This window comes from Streptomyces sp. Je 1-369 (assembly GCF_026810505.1).
Classification (GTDB): Bacteria; Actinomycetota; Actinomycetes; order Streptomycetales; family Streptomycetaceae; genus Streptomyces.
On sequence record NZ_CP101750.1, the window covers coordinates 7,590,501 to 7,616,143 of the forward strand.

The 25,643-nt window shown below is 71.1% G+C and carries 22 protein-coding genes; 11 read left to right on the plus strand and 11 right to left on the minus strand.

Annotated features, from left to right (window positions below):
• Entirely contained in the window at positions 1 to 1,659 is a 1,659-nt protein-coding gene (locus tag NOO62_RS33930; RefSeq protein ID WP_268774617.1) for a GMC oxidoreductase, read from the minus strand.
• Between the two features lie 228 nt (positions 1,660 to 1,887).
• Between NOO62_RS33930 and NOO62_RS33935 the strand changes: the two genes are divergently transcribed.
• From NOO62_RS33935 to NOO62_RS33950, 4 genes are all read left to right on the plus strand, one after another.
• Complete coding sequence (locus NOO62_RS33935; protein ID WP_268774618.1) at positions 1,888 to 3,273, plus strand: MFS transporter; 1,386 nt, start codon at positions 1,888 to 1,890, stop codon at positions 3,271 to 3,273.
• Between the two features lie 60 nt (positions 3,274 to 3,333).
• Positions 3,334 to 5,238: a helix-turn-helix domain-containing protein gene (locus NOO62_RS33940; protein WP_268774619.1), complete on the plus strand. Its 1,905-nt coding sequence runs from the start codon at positions 3,334 to 3,336 to the stop codon at positions 5,236 to 5,238.
• Positions 5,239 to 5,309: 71 nt separating this feature from the next.
• Positions 5,310 to 6,956 carry a cytochrome b gene (locus tag NOO62_RS33945; RefSeq protein WP_268774620.1) on the plus strand — a complete coding sequence of 549 codons (1,647 nt, stop codon included), beginning with the start codon at positions 5,310 to 5,312 and terminating at the stop codon, positions 6,954 to 6,956.
• A gap of 38 nt (positions 6,957 to 6,994) precedes the next feature.
• Complete coding sequence (locus tag NOO62_RS33950) at positions 6,995 to 7,849, plus strand: metallophosphoesterase family protein (RefSeq protein WP_268775909.1); 855 nt, start codon at positions 6,995 to 6,997, stop codon at positions 7,847 to 7,849.
• Positions 7,850 to 7,854: 5 nt separating this feature from the next.
• On the opposite strand, the gene NOO62_RS33955 is transcribed toward NOO62_RS33950, so the two are convergent.
• A complete protein-coding gene (locus NOO62_RS33955; RefSeq protein WP_268775910.1) occupies positions 7,855 to 9,765 on the minus strand; it encodes a potassium channel family protein in 1,911 nt (636 codons plus the stop codon).
• A gap of 300 nt (positions 9,766 to 10,065) precedes the next feature.
• On the opposite strand from NOO62_RS33955, the gene NOO62_RS33960 reads away from it, so the two are divergent.
• The 4 genes from NOO62_RS33960 to NOO62_RS33975 all read left to right on the plus strand — a co-directional run bounded on the left by NOO62_RS33960 (position 10,066) and on the right by NOO62_RS33975 (position 13,410).
• Positions 10,066 to 10,926: a TetR/AcrR family transcriptional regulator gene (locus NOO62_RS33960; RefSeq protein ID WP_268774621.1), complete on the plus strand. Its 861-nt coding sequence runs from the start codon at positions 10,066 to 10,068 to the stop codon at positions 10,924 to 10,926.
• A 90-nt stretch (positions 10,927 to 11,016) separates the two neighbouring features.
• A complete protein-coding gene (locus NOO62_RS33965; protein WP_268774622.1) occupies positions 11,017 to 11,913 on the plus strand; it encodes a 3-keto-5-aminohexanoate cleavage protein in 897 nt (298 codons plus the stop codon).
• A gap of 46 nt (positions 11,914 to 11,959) precedes the next feature.
• A complete protein-coding gene (locus NOO62_RS33970; RefSeq protein WP_268774623.1) occupies positions 11,960 to 12,922 on the plus strand; it encodes a 3-hydroxyacyl-CoA dehydrogenase NAD-binding domain-containing protein in 963 nt (320 codons plus the stop codon).
• Positions 12,919 to 13,410: a thioesterase family protein gene (locus NOO62_RS33975; protein WP_268774624.1), complete on the plus strand. Its 492-nt coding sequence runs from the start codon at positions 12,919 to 12,921 to the stop codon at positions 13,408 to 13,410. The genes NOO62_RS33970 and NOO62_RS33975 overlap by 4 nt, the downstream gene beginning before the upstream one ends.
• A gap of 50 nt (positions 13,411 to 13,460) precedes the next feature.
• Here the strand turns inward: NOO62_RS33975 and NOO62_RS33980 are convergent, their stop codons facing one another.
• Both NOO62_RS33980 and NOO62_RS33985 read right to left on the minus strand, forming a co-directional pair.
• Complete coding sequence (locus tag NOO62_RS33980) at positions 13,461 to 14,756, minus strand: MFS transporter (RefSeq protein WP_268774625.1); 1,296 nt, start codon at positions 14,754 to 14,756, stop codon at positions 13,461 to 13,463.
• A gap of 67 nt (positions 14,757 to 14,823) precedes the next feature.
• Positions 14,824 to 15,684, minus strand: a complete 861-nt coding sequence (locus tag NOO62_RS33985; RefSeq protein WP_414930932.1) for a hypothetical protein — start codon at positions 15,682 to 15,684, stop codon at positions 14,824 to 14,826.
• Positions 15,685 to 15,802: 118 nt separating this feature from the next.
• Here NOO62_RS33985 and NOO62_RS33990 point away from each other — a divergent pair, with 118 nt between their 5' ends.
• Complete coding sequence (locus NOO62_RS33990; protein ID WP_268774626.1) at positions 15,803 to 17,143, plus strand: 6-phospho-beta-glucosidase; 1,341 nt, start codon at positions 15,803 to 15,805, stop codon at positions 17,141 to 17,143.
• Positions 17,144 to 17,150: 7 nt separating this feature from the next.
• Complete coding sequence (locus NOO62_RS33995) at positions 17,151 to 17,540, plus strand: (2Fe-2S) ferredoxin domain-containing protein (RefSeq protein WP_268774627.1); 390 nt, start codon at positions 17,151 to 17,153, stop codon at positions 17,538 to 17,540.
• Between the two features lie 36 nt (positions 17,541 to 17,576).
• Here the strand turns inward: NOO62_RS33995 and NOO62_RS34000 are convergent, their stop codons facing one another.
• The 3 genes from NOO62_RS34000 to NOO62_RS34010 are packed head-to-tail and all read right to left on the minus strand — an operon-like array spanning position 17,577 to position 19,790.
• The gene (locus tag NOO62_RS34000) at positions 17,577 to 18,077 is read right to left on the minus strand and encodes an FBP domain-containing protein (protein WP_268774628.1); all 501 of its coding nucleotides are present in this window, start codon (positions 18,075 to 18,077) and stop codon (positions 17,577 to 17,579) included.
• 37 nt (positions 18,078 to 18,114) lie between these two features.
• The gene (locus tag NOO62_RS34005) at positions 18,115 to 18,861 is read right to left on the minus strand and encodes a GNAT family N-acetyltransferase (protein WP_268775912.1); all 747 of its coding nucleotides are present in this window, start codon (positions 18,859 to 18,861) and stop codon (positions 18,115 to 18,117) included.
• A gap of 5 nt (positions 18,862 to 18,866) precedes the next feature.
• Positions 18,867 to 19,790, minus strand: coding sequence for an NADP-dependent oxidoreductase (locus NOO62_RS34010; RefSeq protein WP_268774629.1), 924 nt, complete (start codon positions 19,788 to 19,790; stop codon positions 18,867 to 18,869).
• Between the two features lie 137 nt (positions 19,791 to 19,927).
• Here NOO62_RS34010 and ppk2 point away from each other — a divergent pair, with 137 nt between their 5' ends.
• Positions 19,928 to 20,920 carry a polyphosphate kinase 2 gene (gene ppk2 / locus NOO62_RS34015; RefSeq protein ID WP_414930933.1) on the plus strand — a complete coding sequence of 331 codons (993 nt, stop codon included), beginning with the start codon at positions 19,928 to 19,930 and terminating at the stop codon, positions 20,918 to 20,920.
• A gap of 32 nt (positions 20,921 to 20,952) precedes the next feature.
• Here ppk2 and NOO62_RS34020 read toward each other — a convergent pair whose 3' ends face one another.
• The 4 genes from NOO62_RS34020 to mgtA all read right to left on the minus strand — a co-directional run bounded on the left by NOO62_RS34020 (position 20,953) and on the right by mgtA (position 25,544).
• Positions 20,953 to 21,501 carry a DUF664 domain-containing protein gene (locus NOO62_RS34020; RefSeq protein ID WP_268774630.1) on the minus strand — a complete coding sequence of 183 codons (549 nt, stop codon included), beginning with the start codon at positions 21,499 to 21,501 and terminating at the stop codon, positions 20,953 to 20,955.
• A 7-nt stretch (positions 21,502 to 21,508) separates the two neighbouring features.
• On the minus strand, positions 21,509 to 22,747 hold the full coding sequence (locus NOO62_RS34025; protein WP_414930934.1) for a serine hydrolase domain-containing protein: 1,239 nt from the start codon (positions 22,745 to 22,747) through the stop codon (positions 21,509 to 21,511).
• Positions 22,748 to 22,814: 67 nt separating this feature from the next.
• The gene (locus tag NOO62_RS34030) at positions 22,815 to 23,270 is read right to left on the minus strand and encodes a cation transporting ATPase C-terminal domain-containing protein (RefSeq protein WP_268774632.1); all 456 of its coding nucleotides are present in this window, start codon (positions 23,268 to 23,270) and stop codon (positions 22,815 to 22,817) included.
• Positions 23,271 to 23,276: 6 nt separating this feature from the next.
• On the minus strand, positions 23,277 to 25,544 hold the full coding sequence (gene mgtA, locus NOO62_RS34035) for a magnesium-translocating P-type ATPase (protein ID WP_268774633.1): 2,268 nt from the start codon (positions 25,542 to 25,544) through the stop codon (positions 23,277 to 23,279).
• Between the last annotated feature and the right edge of the window lie 99 nt (positions 25,545 to 25,643).

The following is a 25,643-nucleotide window of genomic DNA, read 5'->3' on the forward strand; positions in this document are numbered from 1 at the left end:
TCACAGGTCGACGTCGATGATCTTCTCTATGTTGCGTTCGGCGAGCGCCGTGATCGTGACGAACGGGTTGACGCTGGTGTTGCCGGGGATCAGGGCGCCATCGATGACGTAGAGGCCCGGATAGCCTTGCAGCCGACCGTAGTTGTCGGTCGCCTTGCCGAGTACCGCGCCGCCCAGCGGGTGGTACGTGAGGTGGTCGCCCCAGATCTTGTACGTGCCGAAGAGGTCGGTCCGGTAGATCGTGCCCTCCTTCGAGTTGATCTTGTCGAAGATCGTCTTCGCGGCGGTGATCGACGGCTGCTTCCAGGCGGTCTGCCAGTTCAGTTCGGCCCGCTGCGCCGCCGCGTTCCAGGTGAACTCGGCGCGGTGCGGGTTCTTGGTGATCGACAGGTAGAACGAGGCGTACGTCTCGATGCCGGTGGGCAGGGGCGCGACCTCGGCGAAGGCGCCGCCCGCGGCCCAGTTGTCGATGCCGGCCGTGGGGATGGACGACTGGAGTTTGCCGGTCGCGTCCCACATGTGGTTCGCGCGGCCGCACATGACGTTGCCGTTGTCGCCCCAGCCCTTGCCGATCTCGCCGTTGAGGCGGGGGAGCGCGCCGGTGGCCTTCAGCTTGACCAGGAGCTTGCTGGTGCCGACGCTGCCCGCGGCGAAGAAGACCCTTTCCGCGGTCACGGACTTGGTGGCGGTGGTGGTCCCCTCGGTGTTGATCTGTTCGATGGTGACCGTGAAGCCGCCGCCTGCCGCGGGGGTGACCGAAGTGACCCTGTGCAGCGGTGAGATGGTGACCCGCCCGGTCGCCCGTGCGCGTGCGAGGTAGGTCTGCTGGAGGGACTTCTTGCCGTGGTTGTTGCCGTAGAGGATCTCGCCCGCCAGTGCCGACTTGGGGACGGTGCCGGCCTGCTCCTTCTCCATGTAGTCCCAGTCGTAGACGTCGGGCACGAAGACGAACCCGAAGCCCGAGCGCTGTGCGTGCTTGCGGCCGACGCGCGCGTACTGGTAGCACTCGGCGGTCTCGAACCAGTCGGGGTCGATGGTGGCCACACCGAGGCCCGCGTTGGCGCGCGGGTAGTAGGTGCCGTACATCTCGCCCGCGTCGACCGTTGGCAGCACCGCGCCGAAGTTCTCGCGCCTCGGTGTGACCGCCATGCCGCCGTTGACGAGTGAGCCGCCGCCGACACCGCGGCCCTGGTAGACGACGATGCCGCCGAACTCCTCGGCGTCCAGGATGCCGGTGTGGAGCGGGACGTTCTTGTCGAGCGGGAAGCCCAGGAAGTTGCTGATGGGCTGCTTGGTCCTGGTGCGGAGCCAGTAGGACCGGATGTCGGGGCTCGTGGTGTTGGCGAAGATCTTGCCGTCGGATCCCGGGGTGTCCCAGGCCTTGCCCATCTCGATCATGTGGACGTCGACGCCCGCCTCGGCGAGCCGCAGGGCGGCGACGGAACCGCCGTACCCGGAGCCGATGACGAGGGCGGGGACGGTGGCGCCGTCGGCGATGGGGGCGGTGGCGTCGGCTGCCGTGGCCGCGGTCGTCCTGGCGTGGGCCTCGGTGGCGTGGCCCGCGAGAGCGGCGGCGCCAAGAATAGAACTTGTTCCTGTGACGAATCTTCGACGTGACAGACCGTCAGAAGCAGGGCTACGCTTGGGTGTAGTACCCATGTGACCTTCCTCACTCTTGGCTCAATCGAAACGAGTTCTACTGCGGGCTGCGTGGGAAGTCACGCCATACCAAAAAGTAACTTGTGTCCGATCCCGCACCCCTCGTGGTGGCCGTTCACACCACCGGGCGCACAACCATGGTGCTCCGCCATATACGCCACTGATCTGCGGTTTCCTACCTTGTGCCGGTACGGAAGCATCCCCGCAGAACTCCTGGAAGTGGTGCACATGGCCTCGCAAGGAACCGCCCCGCCCGCCCGCACCGGCATCGTCCGCATCGTGGCCGCGAGCCTCGTCGGCACCACCATCGAGTGGTACGACTTCTTCCTCTACGGCTCGGCGGCCGCGCTGGTCTTCAACAGCCTCTTCTTCCCGTCCAGCGACCCGCTCGTCGGCACGATGCTCTCCTTCCTCACCTACGCGGTGGGCTTCGCGGCACGCCCCCTGGGCGGCGTCGTCTTCGGTCACTACGGCGACCGGATGGGCCGCAAGAAGCTCCTCGTCATCAGCCTGCTGATGATGGGCGGCGCCACCTTCGCGATGGGCCTCCTCCCCACTCACGCGACCATCGGCGTCGGCGCGCCCGTCCTGCTCACCGTGCTCCGCCTCGTCCAGGGCTTCGCCCTCGGCGGCGAATGGGGCGGCGCCGTCCTCCTCGTCTCCGAGCACGGCGGCGACAAGAGCCGCGGCTTCTGGGCGTCCTGGCCCCAGGCAGGCGCGCCCGGCGGCAACCTCCTCGCCACCGGTGTCCTCGCGCTCCTCGCCGCCGTCCAGTCCGAGGAAGCCTTCCTCGCCTGGGGGTGGCGCGTGCCGTTCCTGCTCTCCGGGGTGCTGGTGATGATCGGCCTGTGGATACGGATCTCCGTCACCGAGTCGCCGGTCTTCCTGGAGGCACAGCGCAAGGCCGAGGCGGCCGCGGCCGCCGGAGCCGAGGAGAAGCCGCCCGTTGTCGAGGTGTTCCGCAAAAGCTGGCGCGAAGTGCTCACCGCGATCGGCACCCGGTTCGGCGAGAACGTCTCGTACTACATCCTCACGGCCTTCGTCCTCGTCTACGTCACCGTCCACCTCGACCTGCCGAAGAGCGACGCGCTCAACGCGGTGCTCATCGGCTCCGCGTTCCACTTCGTCACCATCCCGCTGTGGGGCGCGCTCTCCGACCGGATCGGGCGCCGCCCGGTGACCCTCATCGGCGCCCTCGGCATGGCAGGCTGGGCCTTCGCCTTCTTCACACTGATCGACTCACGCTCGTTCCCCGTCATCGCGCTCGCCGTCACCGTCGGGCTGCTCTTCCACGGCGCGATGTACGGGCCGCAGGCCGCGTTCATCTCCGAGCTCTTCGACACGAAGGTCCGCTACTCGGGCGCCTCGATGGGCTCCCAGCTCGCCTCGATCATCGGCGGCGCGCTCGCCCCGATCATCGCCGTGGAACTCCTCAAGGACTACGACTCCGCGCTCCCCGTCGCCCTCTACATGAGCGCCGCGGCCGTGGTCACGGCGGTCACGGTGCACTTCGCGAGGGAGACGAGGGGACGCGACCTGGCAACGGACGAAACCACGGAACCCGTGCCCCACCCGGCACCGCGGCGCGAGGGCACTGTCCCCCTCAACGGCTGACCCCACCCGATCCGACACCGGCCATCGACCGCACCCACCCCGCCGGGAGACCATCGCCCCATGCTCCCCACCACCCAGGGCGCGGGCCACGCCGAACCGGAGGCGGGGCTGCGCAGTCTGCTCGATCTGCTCGACCGGGGCGCGCCCGCCGAGGACTTCGCGCGGCCCGCCGCCCGGGCCCGCGAGGCAGGCGCCACCGCCGACGACCTGGCCGCGCTCGACGAAGCCACCGACGTCGCGCTGCGCATCCACCGCACCCTCGGCGCGCACCGCCGCCGCGAAGCCGAACTCACCGCGCTGTTCGACACCGCCAGCGACCTCGCCGCCCTCCGCGACCCGGACGCCGTGCTCCGCGCCATCGTGCGCCGCGCCAAACTGCTCCTCGGCACCGACGTCACGTACCTCTCGCTCAACGACGAGGCCGCGGGCGACACCTACATGCGGGTGACCGACGGCAGCATCGCGGCCGCCTTCCAGCAACTGCGGCTCGGCATGGGCGAAGGGCTCGGCGGCCTCGTCGCGCAGACCGCCCGCCCCTACGTCACCCACGACTACCAGCAGGACCCCCGCTTCCACCACACCGACGCCATCGACAGCGCCGTCCTCCAGGAAGGGCTCCGGGCCATCCTCGGCGTACCGCTGCGCCTCGGCTCGCGCGTCATCGGCGTGCTGTACGCCGCCGACCGCGCCGCCCGCGAGTTCGCGACCGAGGAGATCGTGCTGCTCTCCTCCCTCGCCGACCACGCCGCCATCGCCATCGACGGCGCCCGCCTCCTCGAAGAGACCCGCGCCGCACTCGTCGACCTCAACGCCGCCACCGAGACCATCCGCGCCCACAGCAGCGCCATGCGCCGCGCCGAACAGGCCCACGACCAGCTCACCGACCTCGTGCTGCGGGGCGGCGGCGCCGACGAGGTCGCCGACGGCATCGCCGCCCTCCTCGACGGCGGCACCCTCATCCACGACGCGGACGGCGTCGAACTGGCCCGCACCGGCACCGACCCCCTGCCACCGCCCGCACCCGCCGTCGCCGCATCCCGCGCCAGCGGCCGCGCCGTACCGCAGAACGGCACCTGGGTCTGCGCGGTCCTCGCCGGGCCCGAACTCCTCGGCAGCATCGCCCTCACCGGACGCCCCGAACTCGCCGACGCCGACCGCCGCCTCTTCGAGCGGGCGAGCATCGTCACCGCGCTGCTCCTGCTCCTTCGCCGGTCCGTCGCCGAGACCGAGGACCGCGTACGCGGCGAACTCCTCGGCGACCTGCTCGCCCCCTCCGGCGACCCCGCGGGCCTGACCGGCCGCGCCCGCCGCCTCGGCGTCCGGCTCGACCGCCCGCACGGAGTGTTCGTCGCCCACAGCGACAGCGCGCCCCGGCCGCGCCTGCTCGCCGCCGCCCACCGCACCGCCCGCACCCACAGTGGGCTCGCCGGACTCCACCACGACAACGTGGTCATCGTGACCCCCGCCATCACCCCGGGCCGCGACGCCGCCACGCTCGCCACCGCCCTCGGCCGGACCGTCGGCGCCCCGGTCACCGTCGGCGCCGCGGGCCCGGCCACCGGACCCGCCGGACTGCCCGCCGCGCACGCCGAGGCCCTGCGCTGCCTCTCCGCGCTGCGCGCACTCGGCCACACCGGGCACGGCGCGGCCCTCGCCGACCTCGGCTTCGTCGGACTGCTCATCGGCGAACAGGCCGACCTCGGCGGCTACGTCAGAGCGACCCTCGGCCCCCTCCTCGACTATGACGCCGAACGCGGCACGGAGCTGGTGCGCACCCTGGAGGTGTACTTCGGCCAGGACCGCAGCCTCACCAGGGCCAAGACGGCACTGCACGTCCACGTGAACACCGTGGTGCAGCGGCTGGAACGCGTGGCGCGGCTCCTCGGCGACGACTGGAACACCCCAGCCCGCACCCTGGAGATCCAACTCGCCCTGAGACTGCACCGGTTGACGCCACCGGGGTGAGTTGACACATTCCCGCCTGTTGGATCCGGCACCCATGCGACCTACCCTGGAACCGCCTGAAAGGGAGTCGCATGAGCGGACGCATAGAGCGCACCGAGACGACTGCACGACCTGTACGGCTCGGCAAAGGGGAACGGATCGCCGACTGGGCGGACGGAAGGCTCGGCATCAACTCCCTGGCCAAGAGCCAGATGCGCAAGATCTTCCCCGACCACTGGTCGTTCATGTTCGGGGAGATCTGCCTCTACAGCTTCATCATCCTCATCCTGACCGGCACCTACCTGACGCTCTTCTTCGACCCGAGCATGACCGAAGTGGCGTACGACGGGACGTACGTGCCGCTCAAGGGCATCCTGATGACCAAGGCGTACGAATCCACGGTGGACATCAGCATGGAGGTGCGCGGCGGCCTCCTCATCCGGCAGATCCACCACTGGGCCGCGCTCGTCTTCGTCGCCGGGATGCTCGTGCACATGATGCGGGTGTTCTTCACCGGCGCCTTCCGCAAACCGCGCGAACTCAACTGGGTGTTCGGCTGGACCCTGCTGTTCCTCGGCATCATCACCGGCCTGACCGGCTACTCGCTCCCCGACGACATGCTCTCCGGCACCGGCATCCGCTTCGCGCAGGGCGCCATCCTCGCCACCCCCGTCATCGGGACGTACCTCTCCTTCTTCCTCTTCGGCGGGGAGTTCCCGGGGAACGACATCATTCCGCGGCTCTACCCCATCCACATCCTGCTGTTGCCGGGCATCATGCTGGGGCTCGTGGTCGTCCACCTGATCCTGGTCTTCTACCACAAGCACACCCAGTTCGCCGGTCCCGGCAAGACCGAGAAGAACGTGGTCGGGGCGCCGCTCCTGCCCGTCTACATCGCCAAGGCGGGCGGCTTCTTCTTCCTCGTCTTCGGCGTCCTCGCGATCATGGGCGCGGTGGCCACGATCAACCCGGTCTGGCTGATGGGTCCCTACCGTCCCGACCTGGTATCCACCGGCGCCCAACCCGACTGGTACCTGGGCTTCTCCGAGGGGCTGATCCGGGTGATGCCGGGATGGGAGATCAACGCCTGGGGCCACACGCTCAACCTGGGCGTCTTCATCCCCTTCGCGCTCTTCCCTCTCATCCTCCTCGCCATCGGCGTCTACCCGTTCATCGAGTCCTGGGTCAAGGGCGACCGGCGGGAGCACCACATCGCGGACCGGCCGCGCAACGCGCCGGTCCGCACCGGCCTCGGCGTCGCCTGGCTCGCGCTGTTCGGCGTGCTGATGGTCGGCGGCGGCAACGACCTGTGGGTGACCCACTTCCACCTCTCCATCAACGACATCACGATGTTCGTGCGCGTCGGCGCCTTCGTCGTGCCCGCCCTCGCCTTCCTCGTCACGCACCGCATCTGCCTCGGTCTCCAGCACAGGGACCACGAGAAGGTGCTGCACGGCAGGGAGACCGGCACGATCCGACGCCTCCCGCACGGCGAGTACGTCGAGATCCACGAACGGCTGCCGCAGTCCGAGCTGTACCGCCTCACCGCCCACGAGCAGCCCCGCCCCTACGAGATAGGCCCCGTCGTCGACGCCAACGGCGTCACCCGCAAGGTCCGCCTCTCCGAACGCCTCCGAGCCCGCCTGGCCCGTGCCATGTACGGCCCCAAGGCCCAGGTCCCCAAGGCGACGCCGGAGGAGTACCTGGCGATCCAGCGAGGGGAGGGTGATCACCACTGAAGGCACCGCAGCGCCGCCTCGGTTAGCCTCGCAGCGTGATGGCATCCGAGAACACTCCGAAGCTGCTCGCGATCAGCGACCTGCATGTGGCGTACGCGGAGAACAGGACGTACGTCGAGACGATCAGACCCCGGTCGGACGGGGACTGGCTGATCGTCGCGGGCGACGTCGCCGAGCGCATGGCCGACATCGAGTGGGCGCTGCGCACGCTCGCCGGGCGCTTCGCGAAGGTGGTGTGGTCGCCGGGCAACCACGAACTGTGGACGCCGAAGGACGACCCGGTCCAGGTGCGCGGCGAGGAGCGGTACCAGCACATCGTCGCGTTCTGCCGCGAGTTGGGCATCGCGACGCCCGAGGACCCCTACCCCGTGTGGGACGGGCCGGGCGGCCCGGTCGTCGTCGCCCCGCTCTTCCTCCTCTACGACTACACCTTCCGCCCCGAGGGCACGCACACGAAGGAGCAGGCACTGGAGGTCGCCCACGAGGCGGGCGTCGTCTGCACGGACGAGTACTTCCTGCACCCCGACCCGTACGCGACCCGCGACGACTGGTCCCGCGCCCGCGTCAAGTACACTGAGGACCGCCTCGCCGAACGCCCCGCGGGCCTCCCGACGGTCCTCATCAACCACTGGCCGCTGCTCCGCGAACCCACCCGCATCCTGCGCTACCCCGAGTTCGCCCTGTGGTGCGGCACCGAGCGCTCCGCCGACTGGCACGTGAAGTACGAAGCGGCAGCCGTCGTCTACGGCCACCTGCACATCCCCCGCACCACCGTCCACGACGGCGTACCGCACATCGAGGCATCCGTCGGCTACCCGCGCGAGTGGCGCAGGGACTTCCACCCCGACCCGCATCTGCGGCAGGTGTTGCCGGTGCCGCCCGCGGAGGGCTGAACACGTCAGGGCTGCGCCGGCAGGGGTCTGCGGGCGAGGAGTTCGGCCAGGCCCTGGCGGGTGGCCGCCAGGACCACGCGGTCCTCGGGGCGCAGTTCGTAGGACGGGTCCAGCTCCCACTCCAGGCCTGAGGGGAGGTTCGGGTCCTGGTGCGAGGCGCGTTCCAGGGCGACAACGCGCCATGCCCCCGGCCGGAACACCTCGGCGATCCTGCGGCCCGTCAGCTGCGGCTGGAGTGAGACGTCGAGTGCCGCGAAGAGCAGCACCGAGCGTTCGACGGGCAGGGCCCCCAGGATCTGGCGGCCCATCATCGCTCCGGCGAAGGCGGGCGCGGCCAGGGCCGACACGCTGCGGCTGCGGGTGAGGGCGCCGGGGTGGGCGGCGCGCAGGGTGCGGTAGACGGCGGTCGCGAACTCGTCGTCGTAGAGGCGCAGCGCCACCCGCAGATCGGGCTTGACCGACCGTGCGTACAGGGCCGCTTCGAGGTTTATCGTGTCCGCGCTGGTCAGCGCGAGCAGCGCGTGCGCGCGGTGCACCTTCGCCGCCTCCAGGACACCCTCCTCCGTCACGTCACCGATCACCGTGGGCACGCGCAGCCGCCGCGCCAGGGAGATGCCGCGCGCCTCCGGGTCGGCCTCCACGCACACCACCGGGATGTCCAGCTCGCGGAGTCGCGCGAGGACCCGTGTGCCGATCTTGCCGAGGCCGAGCAGGACGACGTGGCCCGAGAGGCCGCGCGGCGGGCGGCGCAGCGAGGACGCGGTGCGGAACGTGCCGAGGGCCTCCAGGACGGCGGCGAAGAGGATGGGCAGGAGGAGCAGTCCGACCAGGCCTGCGAGGAGTTGGAGGACCTGGCGGCTCATCGGGCCGTCGGTCGCCGGATCGTTTATCGAGAAGAGGTCGAGGAGCGTCAGGTACGTGGCGTGCAGCGGCGTGGTGTCCTCGGTGGTGACGATCGACGCGATGGCCATGCCGACGACGGCCGCCGCGAACCCAGCCACCGACCAGCGAAGGCGACGCGAGAACAGCTCGCGCAGCGGTACGCCGCGCCCCGCGAGGAACCCGGGCGGCGGGGCGGTCCCCGAGTACGAGACGGTCTCCAGGACCAGCGCGCCCCGGCCGGGAGCGGCGGCGACGGCGGCGTCGTCGGGCAGCAGCCGGGGCCCCGCTCCGGCGCCCGCGTCGTCCGAACCCTCGGCGCCCGCCGGGTCGTTGGCGGTGGACGAGAGCAGCGCGAGGGTGGCGAGACCGCGCGGCGCCACCTGGCCCGGCGCCGGGGGAGTGCGTTCCACGGCGCGCAGCAGCAGCCCGTCGGCGTGTACGACCTTGCTGGTACCGGCGACCGCGGTGGCCGCGAGGGCGGGCGCCGCGGTGTCGGCGTCGGACAGGACGGTGACGCTGGCGTCCGTCGTCGCCAGGCCCGCAACGGCCGCCGCCTGGTCGAGCAGTTCCTCCACGTGCTGGCCGAGCTTGCGGTTGTACAGCCGGATCACCAGACGGAGGCGGGGGTTGAGCCGCCGCGCGGCAAGCGCCGTACGGATGTTGGTCTCGTCGTCGTCATGCATCAGCGCGAGCGCGGCGGCCCGCGGGACGCCCGCGTCGACGAGGACGTCGTCGGTGAGCTCGGGGGCCTCCAGGGTCCGCGGCAGGTCGGCCGCGCCGCCGCCCTCACCGGTGCCGTTCCCGTTCCCGTTCCCGTTCCCGTTGACGTGCGCGGAGCCGTTGCCGTTGCCGGTCGTTCGTGACACCGCGGCGGTGATACGTCCGATCAGTGCGGTCGTCCGGGCCCGTCCCGTCAGCCGGCTCGGCTCGGCGCCGCCGGACGGCAGGACGAGGACGACCTGTTCGCCGTAGACACCGCGGAGCTCGGCGGCCAGCCGGTGGGCCAGGACGTTGTCACCGCCGCACACGACCATGTGGCCGGTGGCGGGCGGCGAAGGGCGCTGTGGAGGGAGCGAAGATGCGTGCGACACAGACAGAAGAGTGCCTCAAGTGCCGCACCGGTTCCGCTGCCGCGCCGGTTCGGCCGCCGCGACGGTCCCGCTGCCGCGACGGTCCCGCCGCCGTCCCGGTTCCGCGCGCGGCACGACGGTTCTGACTGATCCGTCAGTCAGCATCGCAATTCCTGCGTCTGCGCAGACACGGCGCGGAGAAAGGCGTATGGATCACTGCCCGCGCGTTGCGTTCGCCGCAACGCGCGGGTAGGGTCGCCGACCATGGAGTACGACCCCGAGGTGGCGGACCGCGTCCGCAAGGTGATCGCCGACGCCGGAGTGACCCAGCGCGAATTCGCCCGCCGCATCGTCATGGACCCCTCCAAGCTGTCCCGGTCCCTCGGCGGCACCCGGCGCTTCACCGCGGCGGAGCTCGCCCGCATCGCGGACACCGGCGGGGTCGACGCGGGCTGGCTGCTCGGCGCGGCCCGCCCTCCGGGGAGCACCCCCCGGCCCTCGGAGCCCGCCGCGCGACGCGAACGGGCCGTGGCGCCCGAGGGCGGCCGCCCCTTGCAGATCGTCCGCGAGACCGTCCGGCTCATCGCCGAGCGCGGCTTCCACGCCGTCCGCGTCCAGGACATCGCCGCGGCCTGCGACACCAGCACCGCCGCCATCCACTACCACTTCCCGGGCCGCGACGACCTCCTCGAGGCAGCGGTGCGCTGGTGCATGGACGAGGACATGGCGCGCCGCGCGGCCCGGATCGCGGACGCCGCCGACACCGCCGACGAACTCCGGCAGCTCATCGAGCTGCAGATCCCCCGCACCCCGCAGCAGCGCTGGCAGTGGAGCGTCTGGCTCGACCTGTGGGCGGAGGCCGCCCGCTCCACCGCCATGGGCCGCCTGCACGCCGACTACTACCGGCAGTGGCGTGCGACCGTCGCCGACGTCATCCGCCGCGGCATCGCCGAAGGCGTCTTCCGGTGCGCCGACCCCGAGGCGGCGGCGCTGCGCCTGACCGCGCTGATCGACGGCCTCGCCACGCAGGTCCTCGCCTCGGCGCCCGACGCTCCCGGCGCGGGCCCGGACGACATGCACGAGTCCCTCATCGCCTACGTCGACGCCACGCTGACCGCGCACTGACACCCGTACACACACCCTCCGTACGGACCGTACTGAGCTTACGAACACGTCCCCCGTACTCAACACCCCACCCCCGAGGGAGAGTTCCGCATGCCCGTGAACGACAACGTCATCATCACCGCCGCCCTGACCGGCGCGGGCGACACCGTCCGCAAGAGCCCGCACGTGCCCGTCACCCCCGAGCAGATAGCCACCTCGGCGGTCGAGGCCGCCGACGCGGGCGCCGCCGTCGTCCACATCCACGTACGCAACCCCGAGACGGGCGAGCCCTCCCGCGACCCGCGCCTGTACCGCGAGGTCGTCGAGCGCATCAAGGAGACCGGCACCGACGTCGTCATCAACCTCACCGCCGGGATGGGCGGCGACCTCGTCGTCGACCCCATCGTGCCGTTGCAGGACCTCGGTGAGCTGCCCGGCACCGACCTCGTCGGCGGCCTGGACCGGCTCCCGCACGTCGAGGACCTGCTGCCGGACATCTGCACGCTCGACTGCGGCTCCCTCAACTTCGGCGACAACCTCTACGTCTCCACGCCCGACATGCTCCGCCAGGGCGCCAAGCGCATCCAGGAGCTCGGCGTCCGCCCCGAGCTGGAGATCTTCGACACCGGCCAGCTCTGGTTCGCCAAGCAGCTCCTCGCCGAGGGACTGCTCGACAACCCCACCGTCTTCCAGCTCTGCATGGGCATCCCGTGGGGCGCCCCCGCCGACCCGGGCGTCCTCCAGTCCATGGTCAACATGCTGCCCGAAGGCGCACAGTGGGCCAGCTTCGCGCTCGGCCGGATGCAGATGCCGTGGGTCGCCCAGTCCATCCTGCTCGGCGGGCAGGTCCGCGTCGGCCTGGAGGACAACCTGTACCTCGGCAAGGGCAACAAGGTGACCAACGCGCAGCTCGTCGAGCGCGCCGTGCAGATCACGGAGAACCTCGGCTCGCGCGTCGCGACCCCGGACGAGGCCCGCCAGAAGCTCGGCCTGAAGCCCCGCTCCTGACGCCACACCGACGCCCCCACGCCTGCCCCCCACTGAGGACATCACCATGAGCAGCAGCACCACCACCCCTGAAGACGTCCGCCGCGTCGCCTGCGTCGGCGCCGGAGTCATCGGCGGCGGCTGGGTCGCCCACTTCCTGGCCCGCGGCTACGACGTCACCGCCTGGGACCCCGCCCCCGACGCCGAGCAGAAGCTGCGCCGCCTCGTCGAAGCCGCCTGGCCCGCCCTCACCCGGCTCGGGCTCGCCGAAGGCGCCTCGCGGGACCGCCTCACCGTCACCGCCACGCTCGAAGCGGCCGTCGCCGACGCCGAGTTCGTGCAGGAGAGCGCCCCCGAGAAGCTGGAGCTCAAGCGCGACCTGCTCGCCCGCCTGGACGCCGCCGCCCCCGCCGGTGTCGTCATCGCCTCCTCCACCTCCGGCTACCCGATGACCGACATGCAGACCGGGGCCGCGACCCCGGGCCGCCTCGTCGTCGGGCACCCCTTCAACCCGCCGTACCTGATACCCCTCGTCGAGGTCGTCGGCGGCGAGCGGACCGACGCCGAAGCCGTGGCGTGGGCGTCCCGCTTCTACGAGGTCGCGGGCAAGTCCGTGATCACCATGAAGAGCGAGGTCCCCGGGTTCATCGCCAACCGCCTCCAGGAAGCCCTGTGGCGCGAGGCCCTGCACATGGTCGCCAACGGCGAGGCCACCGTGCGGGAGATCGACGACTCCATCACCGAGGGCCCCGGCCTGCGCTGGGCGTTCATGGGCCCGATGCTCACGTTCGCGCTCGCGGGCGGCGAAGGCGGCATGGCCCACATGCTCGACCACTTCGGCCCGTCCCTGAAGTCCCCCTGGACGCGGCTCGAAGCGCCCGAGCTCGACAAGAAGCTGTACGACGCCGTGGTCGCCGGATGCGATGACGCGGCGGACGGCCGCACCATCGCGGACCTCGTCGCCGAGCGCGACCAGGGCGTCATCGACGTCCTGCGCGCCACGGGCCGTCTGAACGGAGGCCGGAAGTGAGCGAGTCGCTGCCGCTGGCCCGGCACCGCGTCCGTCCCGAGTGGATCGACTACAACGGCCACATGAGCGAGGCCTTCTACGTCCTCGTCTTCGGCTACGCCACGGACGCCATGATGATCGAGACGGGCCTGCACGCCGGCTACCGCGAGTCCACGGGCTGCTCCCTCTACACGGTCGAGGCGCACGTGCGGTACCTGAACGACGTCTCCGAAGGCGCCCATCTCGCCGTCCGCACCCGACTGCTGGGCGCGGACGCGAAGAAGGCGCGCTTCACCCACGAGATGTACGTCGTCGAGGACGAGGGCGACGAACCGGGCCCGGACGCGGCGCCCGTGGCTACGACGGAACTGCTCGCGCTCCACGTCGACCGGAACGCGGGCCGCGCGACCCCCTTCCCGGGAGAGATCCGCGACCGCCTCGAGTCTCTGGCGGAACCGGCACCCGCTTGGGCAGGCCGTGCGATCGCCGAGGTACCCCGGGCCGGCTAGGGGCGCGGGGAACTGCGCGATCGGCCACGACGGACCGGCAGACGAAGAACTCACCGCTCCAGCGGCCCGTGCGCGGTCTCCGGAAGCCGCAGATAGACGGCCGAAGAGACGACACAGAGCACGGCCACGTACACGGGAAAGAGCCCGGGAGACCCGATCTCCTTGAACAGCGTTCCCATGTATGGGGCCGTGCCGCCGAACAGGGCCACGGTGAGCGAGTAAGGGAAGCCGATCCCGGCCGCCCGCACCCTCGCCGGGAACACCTCCGCGTTGACCGCCGCCGAGATCGACGTGAATCCGGTGAGCAGCACCATGCCCGCGCACTGTACGAGCAGCAGCGAAATGAACGAACCGGTGAGGGACTTGAGCAGGGGCACGCTCAGGAGCGCGAAGCCGATGCCGAAGAAGAGCAGCGGCGGCCTGCGTCCGATCCGGTCGGACAGCAGTCCGCCGACCGGCTGGAGCACCGCGAAGAACGCGAGCGCGACCGTGCCCGCGAGGAGCGCCTGGCCCTTGCTGATGTCGGTGTTGAGCTCGGCGTACGTCGGCAGGTACGACGTCCACGTGTAGTAGGCGAGCGTGCCGCCCGCCGTGATGCCGCAGATCAGCAGGGACTGGCGCGGATGGTGCCGCAGCGCGTCGAAGAGCCCGGGCCGGTCACCGTCCTCGGTGGGCGCCCGGTGCGTCTCGTGCGCCCCCTGCCTGATCCAGAACCCGACCAGGCTCAGCGCGGCCCCGACGATGAACGGCAGCCGCCAGCCCCACCCGTCCATCTGCCCTTCGGAGAGCACGGCGACGAGGAGCGCGGCGACTCCGGACGCGGCGAGCTGGCCCGCGCTCGTCGACACGTACTGGAAACTGGAGAAGAGGCCTCGCCGCCCGGGGCCCGCCGACTCGACGAGGAACGTCGTCGACGCGGCGAACTCGCCGCCCACGGAGAGCCCCTGGAGCAGCCGGGCGAGTACGAGGACGACGGGCGCGAGCACGCCCACGGACGCGTACGTCGGGGTCAGGCCGACCAGCAGACTGCTGCCGCCCATCAGCAGGATCGTGACGGTCAGCGCGGCCCGCCGACCGCGCCGGTCGGCGACCGCGCCCATGAGCAGCCCGCCGACGGGCCGCATGAAGAACCCCACCGCGAAGACGGCGAAGGTGGAGAGCAGCGGGACGAGCGAGTTGCCGGAGCTCTTCGGGAAGACCTGGTCCGCTATGTACGTGGCGAGGAACGTGTACGCGTACCAGTCGTACCACTCGACGGCGTTGCCCACCGACGCCGCGAGCAGCTGTCGTATCGGGCGCCGCTCGTGGTTGGGGACGGCCGCGGTCACCTGGTCGTGCTGTGTCATGATCACGACCTTCCCCTGCCTCGCGGCGCCTCACACGTACTGTCCGAAAGGCGGACGGGGCTTGCGGTCAGCCGGTCGTCGGCTTGTACGCGTACACCGCGGTCGTCACCAGACACGGCGCGGGCGGCACGACCTCGACGCGCAGGGTGCGGCGCGCGGAGTCGTAGTCGACGCCCTCGGTCTCGAACGAGCCGGAGCAGATGCTGCGCTGCGGCGCGGCGAAGAGACTCGCGACGCGGCCCGTCACCGGCTTCCCGTCGAGCGGCCGCTCCAGGTCGACCTGGAGGACCGGGCGGTCCACGGGGAACAGCTCTTTCGACGCGTCGTTCGAGGCGCACACCAGACGCGTTTCGGAGACGAAGTCGCAGCCCTGGATGTCGCGCACCGGCTTGTCGAGCGTGATCTGCCCGGCCTGGGGGAGCGCGCCGCCGGTGGGCGGGGTCGAGGCGTTGAGGAGGGGCGCGGGGAATACCTGGAGGCGGTTCTGGCCGCCCCACTCGCCGGACACCAGCCACTGGTTGTCGGGCGAGACGGCCGCGAAGGAGTTGTTGAGCTTCTCGCCCGCGTCGAGCTTGTGCTCGTAGAGGTGCCGTTCGCCGTCCGGCGTGGTGACGGCGAACATCTTCGACTGTGCGGAGTCGCCGCCCTGGTAGGCGTCGAAGGTGTGGCCCTTCGCGATGTCGGGGTCGCCTATGTGCCCCCAGCCCTTCATGCGCAGGTCGAGGGGTATCGAGCCGAGACCTCTGTAGAGGAGGCTGCCGTCGGCGCGGCCGGCCAGCCCCTGACTGCCGGTCAGGGAGTTGACGTGCGAGGTGCCTGACTCCTGCCAGCCACCGGGTGCCGCGGGCGCGGCCGACGCGCCGCCGCCCGTCATCACCGCCAGTGCGACGGCGCCGAACAGGGCGGTTGATGCCTTCCAGACGGTCATCTGGCGCTACCTCCGTGGGGGTCGGACGTAAGGGACGGACGTGGGGTCGAGTCGCTGCGGCGTCATCGTACGTAACGTGAGCCCCGGTGATAACGGTTCAACGGAAGGCGGTTCGGAGATGCAGCTGACAATTCTGGGAGGTGGCGGGTTCCGCGTGCCGCTCGTGTACAGGGCCCTCCTCGGGGACCGCGCCGAGGGCCGCGTCACCGACGTCGTCCTGCACGACCTGGACGCGGCACGGCTCGGCGCCGTCACCCGCGTACTCGCCGACCAGGCCACCGACATCCTTGACGCGCCCACCGTCACCGCCACCGCCGACCTCGACGAGGCGCTCCGCGGCGCCGACTTCGTGTTCTCCGCGATCCGCGTCGGCGGCCTGGAGGGGCGCGCCGCCGACGAGCGCGTCGCCCTCGCCGAGGGCGTCCTCGGACAGGAGACGGTCGGCGCGGGCGGCATCGCGTACGGCCTGCGCACCGTGCCCGTCGCCGTCGACATCGCCCGCCGCGTCGCCCGGCTCGCCCCCGACGCCTGGGTCATCAACTTCACCAACCCCGCGGGACTGGTCACCGAGGCCATGGCACGCCACCTGGGCGACCGCGTCGTCGGCATCTGCGACTCACCGGTGGGCCTCGGCCGCCGGGTCGCGCAGGTGCTCGGCGGCAACCCCGACGAAGCCTTCATCGACTACGCGGGCCTCAACCACCTCGGCTGGCTGCGCGGGCTGCACATCGCGGGCCGCGACGAACTGCCGCGGCTGCTCGCCGATCCCGGCCTCCTCGGCTCCTTCGAGCAGGGCAGGCTGTTCGGTGCCGACTGGCTCCAGACGCTCGGCATGATCCCCAACGAATACCTGCACTACTACTACTTCAACCGCGACACCGTACGCGCCTACCAGCAGGCCGCACGGACCCGCGGTGCCTTTCTCCACACCCAACAGGCCCGCTTCTACGACGAGATGCGCAGCGCCGACACCCCCGCCCTCAAGACCTGGACCACGACCCTCGCCGAGCGCGAGGCGGCGTACATGGCGGAGAACAGGGAAGCGGCGGGCGTGGGGGAGCGGGCCGAGGAGGACCTGGAGTCCGGCGGGTACGAGAAGGTCGCCCTCGCGCTGATGCGGGCCATCGCGCGCGACGAACGGGCGACCCTGATCCTCAACGTCCGCAACGGCACGACCCTCTCCGCGCTCGACGCGGACGCCGTCGTCGAGGTGCCGTGCTCCGTCGACGCCAACGGCGCTCACCCCATGTCGGTCTCGCCGCTCCCCGGGCACGCCACGGGTCTGGTGTGCGCGGTCAAGGCGGTCGAGCGCGAGGTGCTCGCGGCGGCGGACAGCGGTTCGTCGGCCACCGCCGTCAAGGCGTTCGCCCTGCACCCGCTGGTCGACTCGGTGGCGGTGGCACGACGACTGGTGGACGGCTACCGGGCGGTGCATCCCGGGTTGGCGTACCTGAGATGATCACCGTATGAGTCCCGTCGTCTCCATCGGTGCCGCAGCCCGCCGCCCCTGCACGCTCGTCGTGTGCCGGGGCTGCTGCTGCGGCGACGCGCGCAAGAATCCCGGCATCGACCACGACTGGCAGCTGGAACGGCTGCGCTCCGCGGCGGCGGCGTCGCGGGGCCGGTTCACGGTGCGCACGAGCGACTGCCTCGGCCCGTGCGGCCAGGCCAACCTGGTCGTGGTCCAGCCGTCGTACGAGGGACGCAGGCGGGGCGGCCGCGCGGCCTGGGTCGGCTTTGTCACGGACGACGAGTCCCTCGACGGCATACTCGCCTGGGCGGAGGCGGGCGGCCCGGGCCTGGCGCAGCCGTCGGCGACGCTCGCGTTGCAGATGGTGGATCCGCGGGCGGTCTAGGCCCCCTGTACAGGGCCCCCGGTACAGGTCCTCGCGCTACTCGCCGATGATCTGGTCCAGGAACCCGTCGAGGTTCCGCAGGGTGCGGGCGTTCTGCTCCTCCGGCGTGAGGCTTTCCTCCAGGCGGCGGGTGAGCACCGTGTGCTTCTTGCCCCGTACGTAGAGGGAGCAGGCCAGGTCCGCGCAGATGTACATGCCGACCGAGTTGCCCTGACGGCCCGCCGCGCCCGCCTTCGGGGCGACGAGCAGCGCGATGCCGGAGCCGGACTGCGGTGTCACGCAGACCGAGCAGATGCTCGACTTCAGCAGGCTCTTGCGCGTCCCCGTGGAGGCGCGCAGAGCGAAGCCCACGGGCTTGCCGTCCCGCCATGTCACGACGTAGCCGCGGTCGGGGGCCTTGGGGTCGCGCCACCCCAGGAAGTCCAGGTCGGACCAGGGAGTGTCGGGGAAGCCCGTGGGGAGAGTGAGCCGACGGGCCTCGCCCTTCGAACAGTTCACAAAGGACGCGCGGATCTCGTTCTCACCTACGGGCTGCATGGTCCGGAAGCTATCAACGACAAGCGGAACAGGCCTCTCATTTTTCGGCGGCCGCCGCCTGGCCGGGCACGAGCGCCCCGCGGAACGCCGTCGTCCGCCGGAGCCGGAAGCCGAGTGACTCGTAGAGCCGGATGGCGTTCGTGTTCCCCGCCGCCGTGTGCAGGAACGGCCGCTCGCCGCGCGCCCTGATGCCGTGGGCGACGGCGAGGACGAGACGGGTCCCGAGGCCCTGGCCGCGGTGCGCGGGGTCGGTGCAGACCGCGCTGATCTCCGTCCAGCCCGGCGGGTGCAGCCGCTCCCCGGCCATCGCGACGAGGGCGCCTCCGCGGCGTATCCCGAGATACGTGCCGAGCTCGACGGTGCGGGGCGCGAAGGGGCCCGGCTCCGTGCGCCCGACCAGATCCAGCATCTCGGGCACGTCGTCAGGACCGAGCCGCACGGCCTCCGGGTCCGGCGCGGCGGCGACCCCGTCGTCCACGAGCTGCACGCCCGGCACGTCGAAGGTCTTCTCCCACCCGTCGGGTATCCGCACCGTCGAAGCGAGCAGCGGCACCTCGGCGCCGGGCCCGGCGAACGCGGCCAGATCGGCCCAGTCCGCATCCGTCACGTCGTCGGGCAGCGCGAGGAACGGCGACACGCCGACCGGATACCGCACCACGCGCCCTCGCCCCTCGGCGAAGTGCGCGTGCGGTCCTGTGAGGGAGGCGAGGGCGGGGTTGTCGAGGGGGTGGGGGGTGGCGTCGGCTGTGTCTGTGGCGTCCGCCGTACCCCCCTCTTCCACCAGCGTCGTCACGCCGTCACCTCGATCACGATCTTGCCGCGTGCGTGGCCGTCCTCCACCGCGCGCAGCGCGTCGCCCGCGCGGTCCAGGGGGTACGTCGCCGTCACCTGCGGACGCAGTACGCCCGCCACGGCGAGGAGTGCGATCTCGTCCAGGACCGCCGACGTGCGGGCCCGGGCCACCGGTGCGCCGCCCAGTTCCGTCACCGTTTCCTTCGCCGCCGCCGTGATCAGTTTTCTGCGGTCGGAGAGCAAGGGGGCCACCTCCGCCAGGTCCGCGCCGCCCACCAGGTCGAAGACCGCGTCGACGCGGCCACCCGGGGCCGCCTCACGTACGCGCTCCGCCAGCCGGGGGCCCGGCGGCACGTGGACGGCGCCGAAGGACTCGACGAACTCCTTCTTCGCCGCGCTCGCCGTGCCCACCACCCGCAGTCCGAAGTGCCGGGCGATCTGGGTCGCCGCCACCCCGACGCCGCCCCCGGCGCCCGTGATCAGCAGGGTCGCGCCCGCGGGCAGGTCCAGCTGGCGCAGCCCGTCGTACGCCGTCGCCGCGGCCACCGGCAGTACCGCCGCCTCGACGAACGGGAGCGTGTCCGGCTTGTGGGCGGCGATGTCCGCGGGGACCAGCGTGAACTCCGCGTACCCGCCGGTGACCGGATTGCCGAAGACCGGGTCGCCGACCGCGAAGCCCTCGACACCGGGTCCGACCGCCCGTACGACACCGGCGACCTCGCTGCCCAGCACCTCATGACCGGCAAGCGGCGCCTGCCCCGGCCGCCGCTTGCCCGCGCGCAGCTTCCAGTCGACCGGGTTCACACCGGCCGCACGCACCGCGACGAGCAGCTGCCCGGGTCCCGGCTCCGGTACCGGAAGGTCGAGGAAGGCCTCCACCTCCGGTCCCCCGTGACGGGTGAACGCGTACACCTTGGGCATCTGGTTCCCTCACATCCCGCTCGTCGATAGGCCATCAGGAATGACCAACAAGATCGGTCGGCTATTCCCGGGGGACGTTCACGGCGCCATTGCGAGTGCTGAGACGCGATCCCGGGGGCAGGCTGTCCGGTGAGGGTGTGGAGGGACAGAGACAGGGAGAGGGCCGCACGGTGGAGCCGACCGGTGGGAACGAAGACGATCTGCTCGAAGGGCTGTCCGTCGACGAGGCGCGCCCGGAGCGTCCCGTGCTCCTCGACGAGCAGGGGCGGCCCCTTCAGACGTGGCGGGAGAACTACCCGTACGCGACGAAGCTGACCCGGAGCGTGTACGAACGGCGCAAGCGGATCCTCCAGATCGAGCTGCTCAAGCTGCAGAAGACCGTGCGTGAGCAGGGGCTGCGCATCGCGGTGCTGTGCGAGGGACGTGACGCGGCGGGCAAGGGCGGCACGATCAAACGGTTCACCGAGCGGCTGAACCCGCGCGGTGCCCGGACGGTGGCGCTGGACAAGCCCACCGAGCGCGAGGCGGGCCAGTGGTACTTCCAGCGGTACGTCGCGCAGCTGCCGTCGGCCGGTGAGATCGTCTTCTTCGACCGGTCCTGGTACAACCGCGCCGGTGTCGAGCCGGTGATGGGCTTCTGCACCCCCAAGGAGCACCAGCACTTCCTGGAGCAGGCGCCGCAGTTCGAGAAGATGATCACCGAGGACGGCATCGTCCTCATCAAGTTCTGGTTCTCCGTCTCCCGGGCCGAGCAGCGGACGCGGTTCGCGATCCGGCAGGTCGACCCCGTGCGCCAGTGGAAGCTGTCCTCCACCGACATCGCCTCACTGGACCTGTGGGACGCCTACACCTACGCGAAGGTCCAGATGTTCCGGGCCACGGACGCGCCGCACGCCCCGTGGACCGTCGTGAAGACCAACGACAAGCGGCGCGGCCGCCTCGAAGCCATGCGCCATCTCCTGCTCCAGCTCGATTACGAGGCGAAGGACACGGAGGCCGTCGGCAAGGCCGACCCCCTGATCATCGGCCCCGCCAACACGCTCCTCGAACCGGGGGAGGACCCCACGGACCTGTCGCCGAGCAAGCTCGCGGACAAGGGCCGGGGGCCCGGCCAGCACCCTGGCAGGTGACACGGGCGCGGCCCCCGGTGCGCCTTTGCCTACTACAGCCCCACCGTCCCGTCGATCCGCTCCCGCAGCAGATCGGCGTGGCCGTTGTGGCGGGCGTACTCCTGGACCAGGTGCAGGAGCACCCAGCGCAGCGACACCGTGCCGAACAGCGGGCTCTGCCCCTCGACGTCGAGATCGGGCGCCTCCGCCACGAACTTCTCGGCGAACTCCACCTCGGCCCGCCACGCCTCCCAGGCCGCGGCGACCGCACCCGGCTCCGCCACCGCTCCGTCGAAGTCCTCGTCGGCGTTCTCCGGCGTGGCGTAGAGGGGCGACACGTCGAGACCGGCGAGGGCCATCCGGAACCAGCGGCGCTCCACGTCGGTGAGGTGCCGGAGCAGGCCGAGCAGCGACAGCGCGGAGGGCTCGACGGACCGTTCGCCCAACTCGGCCTCCAGACCCCGGCACTTGATCTCCAGGGTTTCGCGCTGGGACCGCACGAAGCTGATGAGCATGGCCCGTTCGTCCCCGGTGGTGACCGAGCCGAAGCGGGGGTCCTTCGCTTCGCCCGTGAAGAAGACGGCTCTTCTGCTTGAAGTCATGCACTCATCATCGGCCCTGCACGGTACCCCGTTCACGGAGCCCCTCGTACAGCGCACCGACCAGGTGGACGCTGCGCAGGTCCTCGCCCGAGGTGCCCGCGCCCATGCGGTTCATCGTGTACGCGTACGAGACGCCGTTCTCCGGGTCGGCGAAGGCGTACGACCCGCCCGCGCCGCCGTGCCCGAACGCCCGCGGGCTGGGGCCCGCCTGACCGTACTGGTTGAGCATGTAGCCGAGGCCCCACGGCCACGTCTCGGCGAGCGGGGTGCCCACCCGCAGGACGAGGTCCGGCTCGTCGCCGTCGCTCTGACTGGTGCGCAGCCGCTCCAGGGCGCCGGGCGAGAGGAGCCGTCCGCACGCCAACTCCGCGTACACGGCGGCGATTCCGCGTGCGGTGGCGTGGCCGTTGGCGGCGGGGATCTCCGCGCGGCGGTAGGGGGCGGCGTTCACGTCGCCGAGCGGCAGGTACTGGAGTGCGAGGGTGGCCGGTGCCATGGGGTGGTCCGACAGGCCGGCGACCGGAGGCTTCGGCGCGTCGCCGAATATGGTGCGCGAGGACGAGGATGAGGACGAGGACGACGCGGAGGGCGGCGTCTCTCGGGAAACCGGCGGCGCCATGTCCGCGCACCGCCCGTGCTCGCTCTCCGGCGTGCCGACGTGGACGTCCGCGCCCAGCGGCCCGGTGACCTCCGTACGCAGGAACGTCCCGAGCGAGACCCCCGTGATGCGCCGGACGACCTCGCCGACCAGGAAGCCGAACGTCACCGCGTGGTAGCCCTGGGCGGTGCCGGGACGCCACCACGGCCGCGTCGCCGCCAGCGCCTCGGTCACCTTCTCCCAGTCGTACACCGCGCCCGGCGCCATCGGCTCGCCCGGCGCGATGAGCCCGGCACGGTGGCTGAGCAGCCAGCGCACCGGGATGTCGGCCTTCCCGGCCTCGGCGAACTCGGGCCAGTAGCGTGCGACGGGTGCGTCCAGGTCCAACTCGCCGCGGTCGACGAGGAGATGGGCGCAGAGCGCCGTCATGCCCTTGGTCGTGGAGTAGACGTTGACCAGGGTGTCCCGCTCCCAGGGGCGGGTGCCGGACCGGTCCGCGTCGCCGCCCCACAGGTCGACGACGAGCTCACCGTCGACGGTGGCCGCGACGGCCGCCCCGAGCTCGTCGCGCTCGGCGAAGCTCCGCTCGAACTCCGCTCGCACGCCGTCGAAGCCGGGGGCGCAGGTGCCGTGGATGCGCACAGTCATGCCGTGCATGGTTGCCCACGGCACCTAACTTTGCAAGGTTCGCGCGGGCGTGCCCGCGCGAATCCCGCTACAGCCATTCGTGGTGCCGCCGTATGTACCAGCCCTTCACCCCCTGCGTGAGCGCGCAGTACGCGAGCAGCGTTCCGATCAGCCACGGGAAGTAGCTCATCGGCAGCGGCTGCATCGACAGCGCCCCGGCCAGCGGGGAGAACGGCAGCCATAGGCCGAAGAGCATCACCGCGCCGGTCATCACCAGGACCGGCAGCGACGCGCGGGACTGGACGAACGGGATCTTCCGCGTGCGGATCATGTGCACGATGAGGGTCTGGGAGAGCAGTCCCTCGACGAACCAGCCCGTCTGGAACAGGGTCTGCCGGGCGGGGGAGTCGGCCCCGATGACGTACCACAGGACCAGGAAGGTCGTGATGTCGAAGACCGAGCTGATCGGGCCGATCCGCACCATGAACCGGCCGATGCCCTTCGCGTCCCAGGCCCGCGGCTTCTTCAGGTACTCCTTGTCCATGCGGTCTCACGGGATCGCCAGCTGGCTGACGTCGTAGCAGAGGTTCTGCACCAGGAGGTGGATGGCGAGCATCGGCTGGAAGGGGATGAAGGCCGAGGCGACCAGGACGGAGAAGACGTTCCCGAAGTTCGAGGACGCCGTCATCTTGATGTACTTGATGGTGTTGCCGAACGTCTGACGGCCCATCAATATGCCCTGCTCCAGGACCAACAGGTCCTTCTTCAGGAGGATGATGTCGGCGGACTCCTTCGCGATGTCCACGGCCGTGTCGACGGAGACGCCCACGTCCGCCTCGCGCAGCGCCGCCGCGTCGTTGATGCCGTCCCCGAGGAAGCCGACCGTGTGCCCGTCGGCCTTCAGGGCGCGCACGATCCGCGCCTTCTGGACCGGGTTGACCTTCGCGAACACCGTGGTCGTACGGGCCAGTTCGATCAGCTCGACGTCGTCGACCAGGTCGACCGTCGCGCCGGTGATCAGCTCGTCGGTGTCCAGGCCGACGTCGGCGCAGACGCGCGCGGCGACCAGTTCGTTGTCGCCGGTGACGACCTTGACCGCGACGCCGTTCTCGGCGAGGGCGCGCAGCGTGGCCGCCGCGTCCTTCTTCGGCGGATCCAGGAAGGCGAGGAAGCCGAGGAGCGTCAGCTCCGACTCGTCGGCCACCGAGTAGGTCTCGCGCTCGGCGGTGTCCGGGTCGACGGGGAAGGTGCGGGTGGCGACCGCGAGGACCCGCAGGCCCTCCCGGTTGTGGCGGTCGGTGAGGTGCGTGACGTGGGCGCGCAGCTCCGGGGTGAGGCCGACGCGCTCGCCGCCGTCCATCATGTGGTCGCACCGGTCGAGGACCTCCTCGACCGCGCCCTTGGTGATGAGCGTGTGCTCGAAGACGGGGCCGGAGAGTTCGTTGCGGCGCAGGACGACGGACATGCGGCGGCGCGCGAAGTCGAAGGGGATCTCGTCGATCACCGTGAAGAGATGGTCGACGACAACCGCCTCGGCCTCGTCGACCCGGTCGATGACCGCCTGGTCCATGAGGTTGCGGAGTCCCGTCTGGAAATGGGAGTTCAGGTAGGCGTACTCCAGCACCTCGCGGTCCTCCTCGCCGCGCGTGCCGAGGTAGCGGTCCAGGACGATGCGGTCCTCGGTGAGCGTGCCCGTCTTGTCCGTGCACAGGACGTCCATCGCGCCGAGGTTCTGGATCGCGTTGAGCTGCTTGACGACGACCTGGTGCTTCGACATGGCGACGGCGCCGCGCGCCAGGTTCGCCGAGACGACCATCGGCAGCATCTCGGGGGTGAGGCCGACCGCCACGGAGATCGAGAACAGCAGCGCCTGGTCCCAGTCGCCCTTGGTGAAGCCGTTGATCGCGAAGACGACCGGAACCATCACCAGCATGAACCGGATCAGCAGGAGGCTGACCCTGCGCACGCCGACGTCGAACGCGGTCTGCGGGCGGTCGCCGGTGAGCGCGCTCGCCATGGAGCCGAAGTAGGTGTGCGCGCCGGTCGCGACGACCACGCCGGTCGCCGTGCCTGACGTCACCGACGTGCCCATCAGGCAGAGGTTGTCGGCCTCGACGGGGTCCGCGGTGGCCTGCTGGCCCAGGTCATGGGCGCGCGTGTCGGCCTTGGCGACGGGCAGGGACTCGCCGGACAGCGCGGCCTGGCTCACCATCAGGTCCTTGGCGGTGAGCAGCCGCAGATCGGCGGGGACCAGGTCGCCGGCGGCGAGGCGCACGAGGTCGCCGGGGACGACCTGCTCCATCGGGATCTCTTCGGTGTCCGCGGTCTCGCACCAGCGCCGCCGCACCGCGCAGGACGTGGTGACCAGCTTCTTGAGCGCCTCGGCGGACCGGGAGGACCGGAACTCCTGCCAGAACCGGAGCAGGGCGCTGATGAGCACCATCGAGGTGAGGATGTAGACGCCGGGGTCGGCGGGGTCCTGCCAGTACATGACGGCGGCCAGTACGACGAGCACCCCGATGAAGGGGTTCCAGAAGGACTTGGCGAGCTGCGCGGTCCAGTGCGGGGCGCGGTCGTGGGCGACGGTGTTCTCGCCGTACCGCTCGATGCGTTCCAGGACCTGGTCCTGACGCAGGCCGCGCGTCGTGGCGTTGAGCTCGTGCAGGACGTCGCGGGCGGGGAGCGCGCTGAGTTCGGCGAGCCGGGCGCCGACCTCGCGGGTGCGGGCGTCGAGTTCGGCGGCCTTGCGGGTACGGGGGGCGGGGCGGGGGTTCTCGCCTGGCGGGGCCAGGCGTACCTGGGGAATCAGCTTGTTCATGGCAGACCTCCCTCCGTGCGGGGCATGACGAGGCAGACCCGGGCACGAGGACGTGGATGTGTGGATGCGGGGTGAAGAAATCTCCGGGGTGCCGAGGGC

Excerpts from the sequence above, each read along its gene's own strand:
- NOO62_RS33930 (WP_268774617.1), bottom strand. The coding sequence starts at position 1,659 with ATGGGTACTACACCCAAGCGTAGCCCTGCTTCTGACGGTCTGTCACGT.
- NOO62_RS33935 (WP_268774618.1), top strand. The coding sequence starts at position 1,888 with ATGGCCTCGCAAGGAACCGCCCCGCCCGCCCGCACCGGCATCGTCCGC.
- NOO62_RS33940 (WP_268774619.1), top strand. The coding sequence starts at position 3,334 with ATGCTCCCCACCACCCAGGGCGCGGGCCACGCCGAACCGGAGGCGGGG.
- NOO62_RS33945 (WP_268774620.1), top strand. The coding sequence starts at position 5,310 with ATGAGCGGACGCATAGAGCGCACCGAGACGACTGCACGACCTGTACGG.
- NOO62_RS33950 (WP_268775909.1), top strand. The coding sequence starts at position 6,995 with ATGGCATCCGAGAACACTCCGAAGCTGCTCGCGATCAGCGACCTGCAT.
- NOO62_RS33955 (WP_268775910.1), bottom strand. The coding sequence starts at position 9,765 with ATGGTCGTGTGCGGCGGTGACAACGTCCTGGCCCACCGGCTGGCCGCC.
- NOO62_RS33960 (WP_268774621.1), top strand. The coding sequence starts at position 10,066 with ATGGAGTACGACCCCGAGGTGGCGGACCGCGTCCGCAAGGTGATCGCC.
- NOO62_RS33965 (WP_268774622.1), top strand. The coding sequence starts at position 11,017 with ATGCCCGTGAACGACAACGTCATCATCACCGCCGCCCTGACCGGCGCG.
- NOO62_RS33970 (WP_268774623.1), top strand. The coding sequence starts at position 11,960 with ATGAGCAGCAGCACCACCACCCCTGAAGACGTCCGCCGCGTCGCCTGC.
- NOO62_RS33980 (WP_268774625.1), bottom strand. The coding sequence starts at position 14,756 with ATGACACAGCACGACCAGGTGACCGCGGCCGTCCCCAACCACGAGCGG.
- NOO62_RS33985 (WP_414930932.1), bottom strand. The coding sequence starts at position 15,684 with ATGACCGTCTGGAAGGCATCAACCGCCCTGTTCGGCGCCGTCGCACTG.
- NOO62_RS33990 (WP_268774626.1), top strand. The coding sequence starts at position 15,803 with ATGCAGCTGACAATTCTGGGAGGTGGCGGGTTCCGCGTGCCGCTCGTG.
- NOO62_RS33995 (WP_268774627.1), top strand. The coding sequence starts at position 17,151 with ATGAGTCCCGTCGTCTCCATCGGTGCCGCAGCCCGCCGCCCCTGCACG.
- NOO62_RS34000 (WP_268774628.1), bottom strand. The coding sequence starts at position 18,077 with ATGCAGCCCGTAGGTGAGAACGAGATCCGCGCGTCCTTTGTGAACTGT.
- NOO62_RS34010 (WP_268774629.1), bottom strand. The coding sequence starts at position 19,790 with ATGCCCAAGGTGTACGCGTTCACCCGTCACGGGGGACCGGAGGTGGAG.
- NOO62_RS34020 (WP_268774630.1), bottom strand. The coding sequence starts at position 21,501 with ATGACTTCAAGCAGAAGAGCCGTCTTCTTCACGGGCGAAGCGAAGGAC.
- NOO62_RS34025 (WP_414930934.1), bottom strand. The coding sequence starts at position 22,747 with ATGACTGTGCGCATCCACGGCACCTGCGCCCCCGGCTTCGACGGCGTG.
- NOO62_RS34030 (WP_268774632.1), bottom strand. The coding sequence starts at position 23,270 with ATGGACAAGGAGTACCTGAAGAAGCCGCGGGCCTGGGACGCGAAGGGC.
- mgtA (WP_268774633.1), bottom strand. The coding sequence starts at position 25,544 with ATGAACAAGCTGATTCCCCAGGTACGCCTGGCCCCGCCAGGCGAGAAC.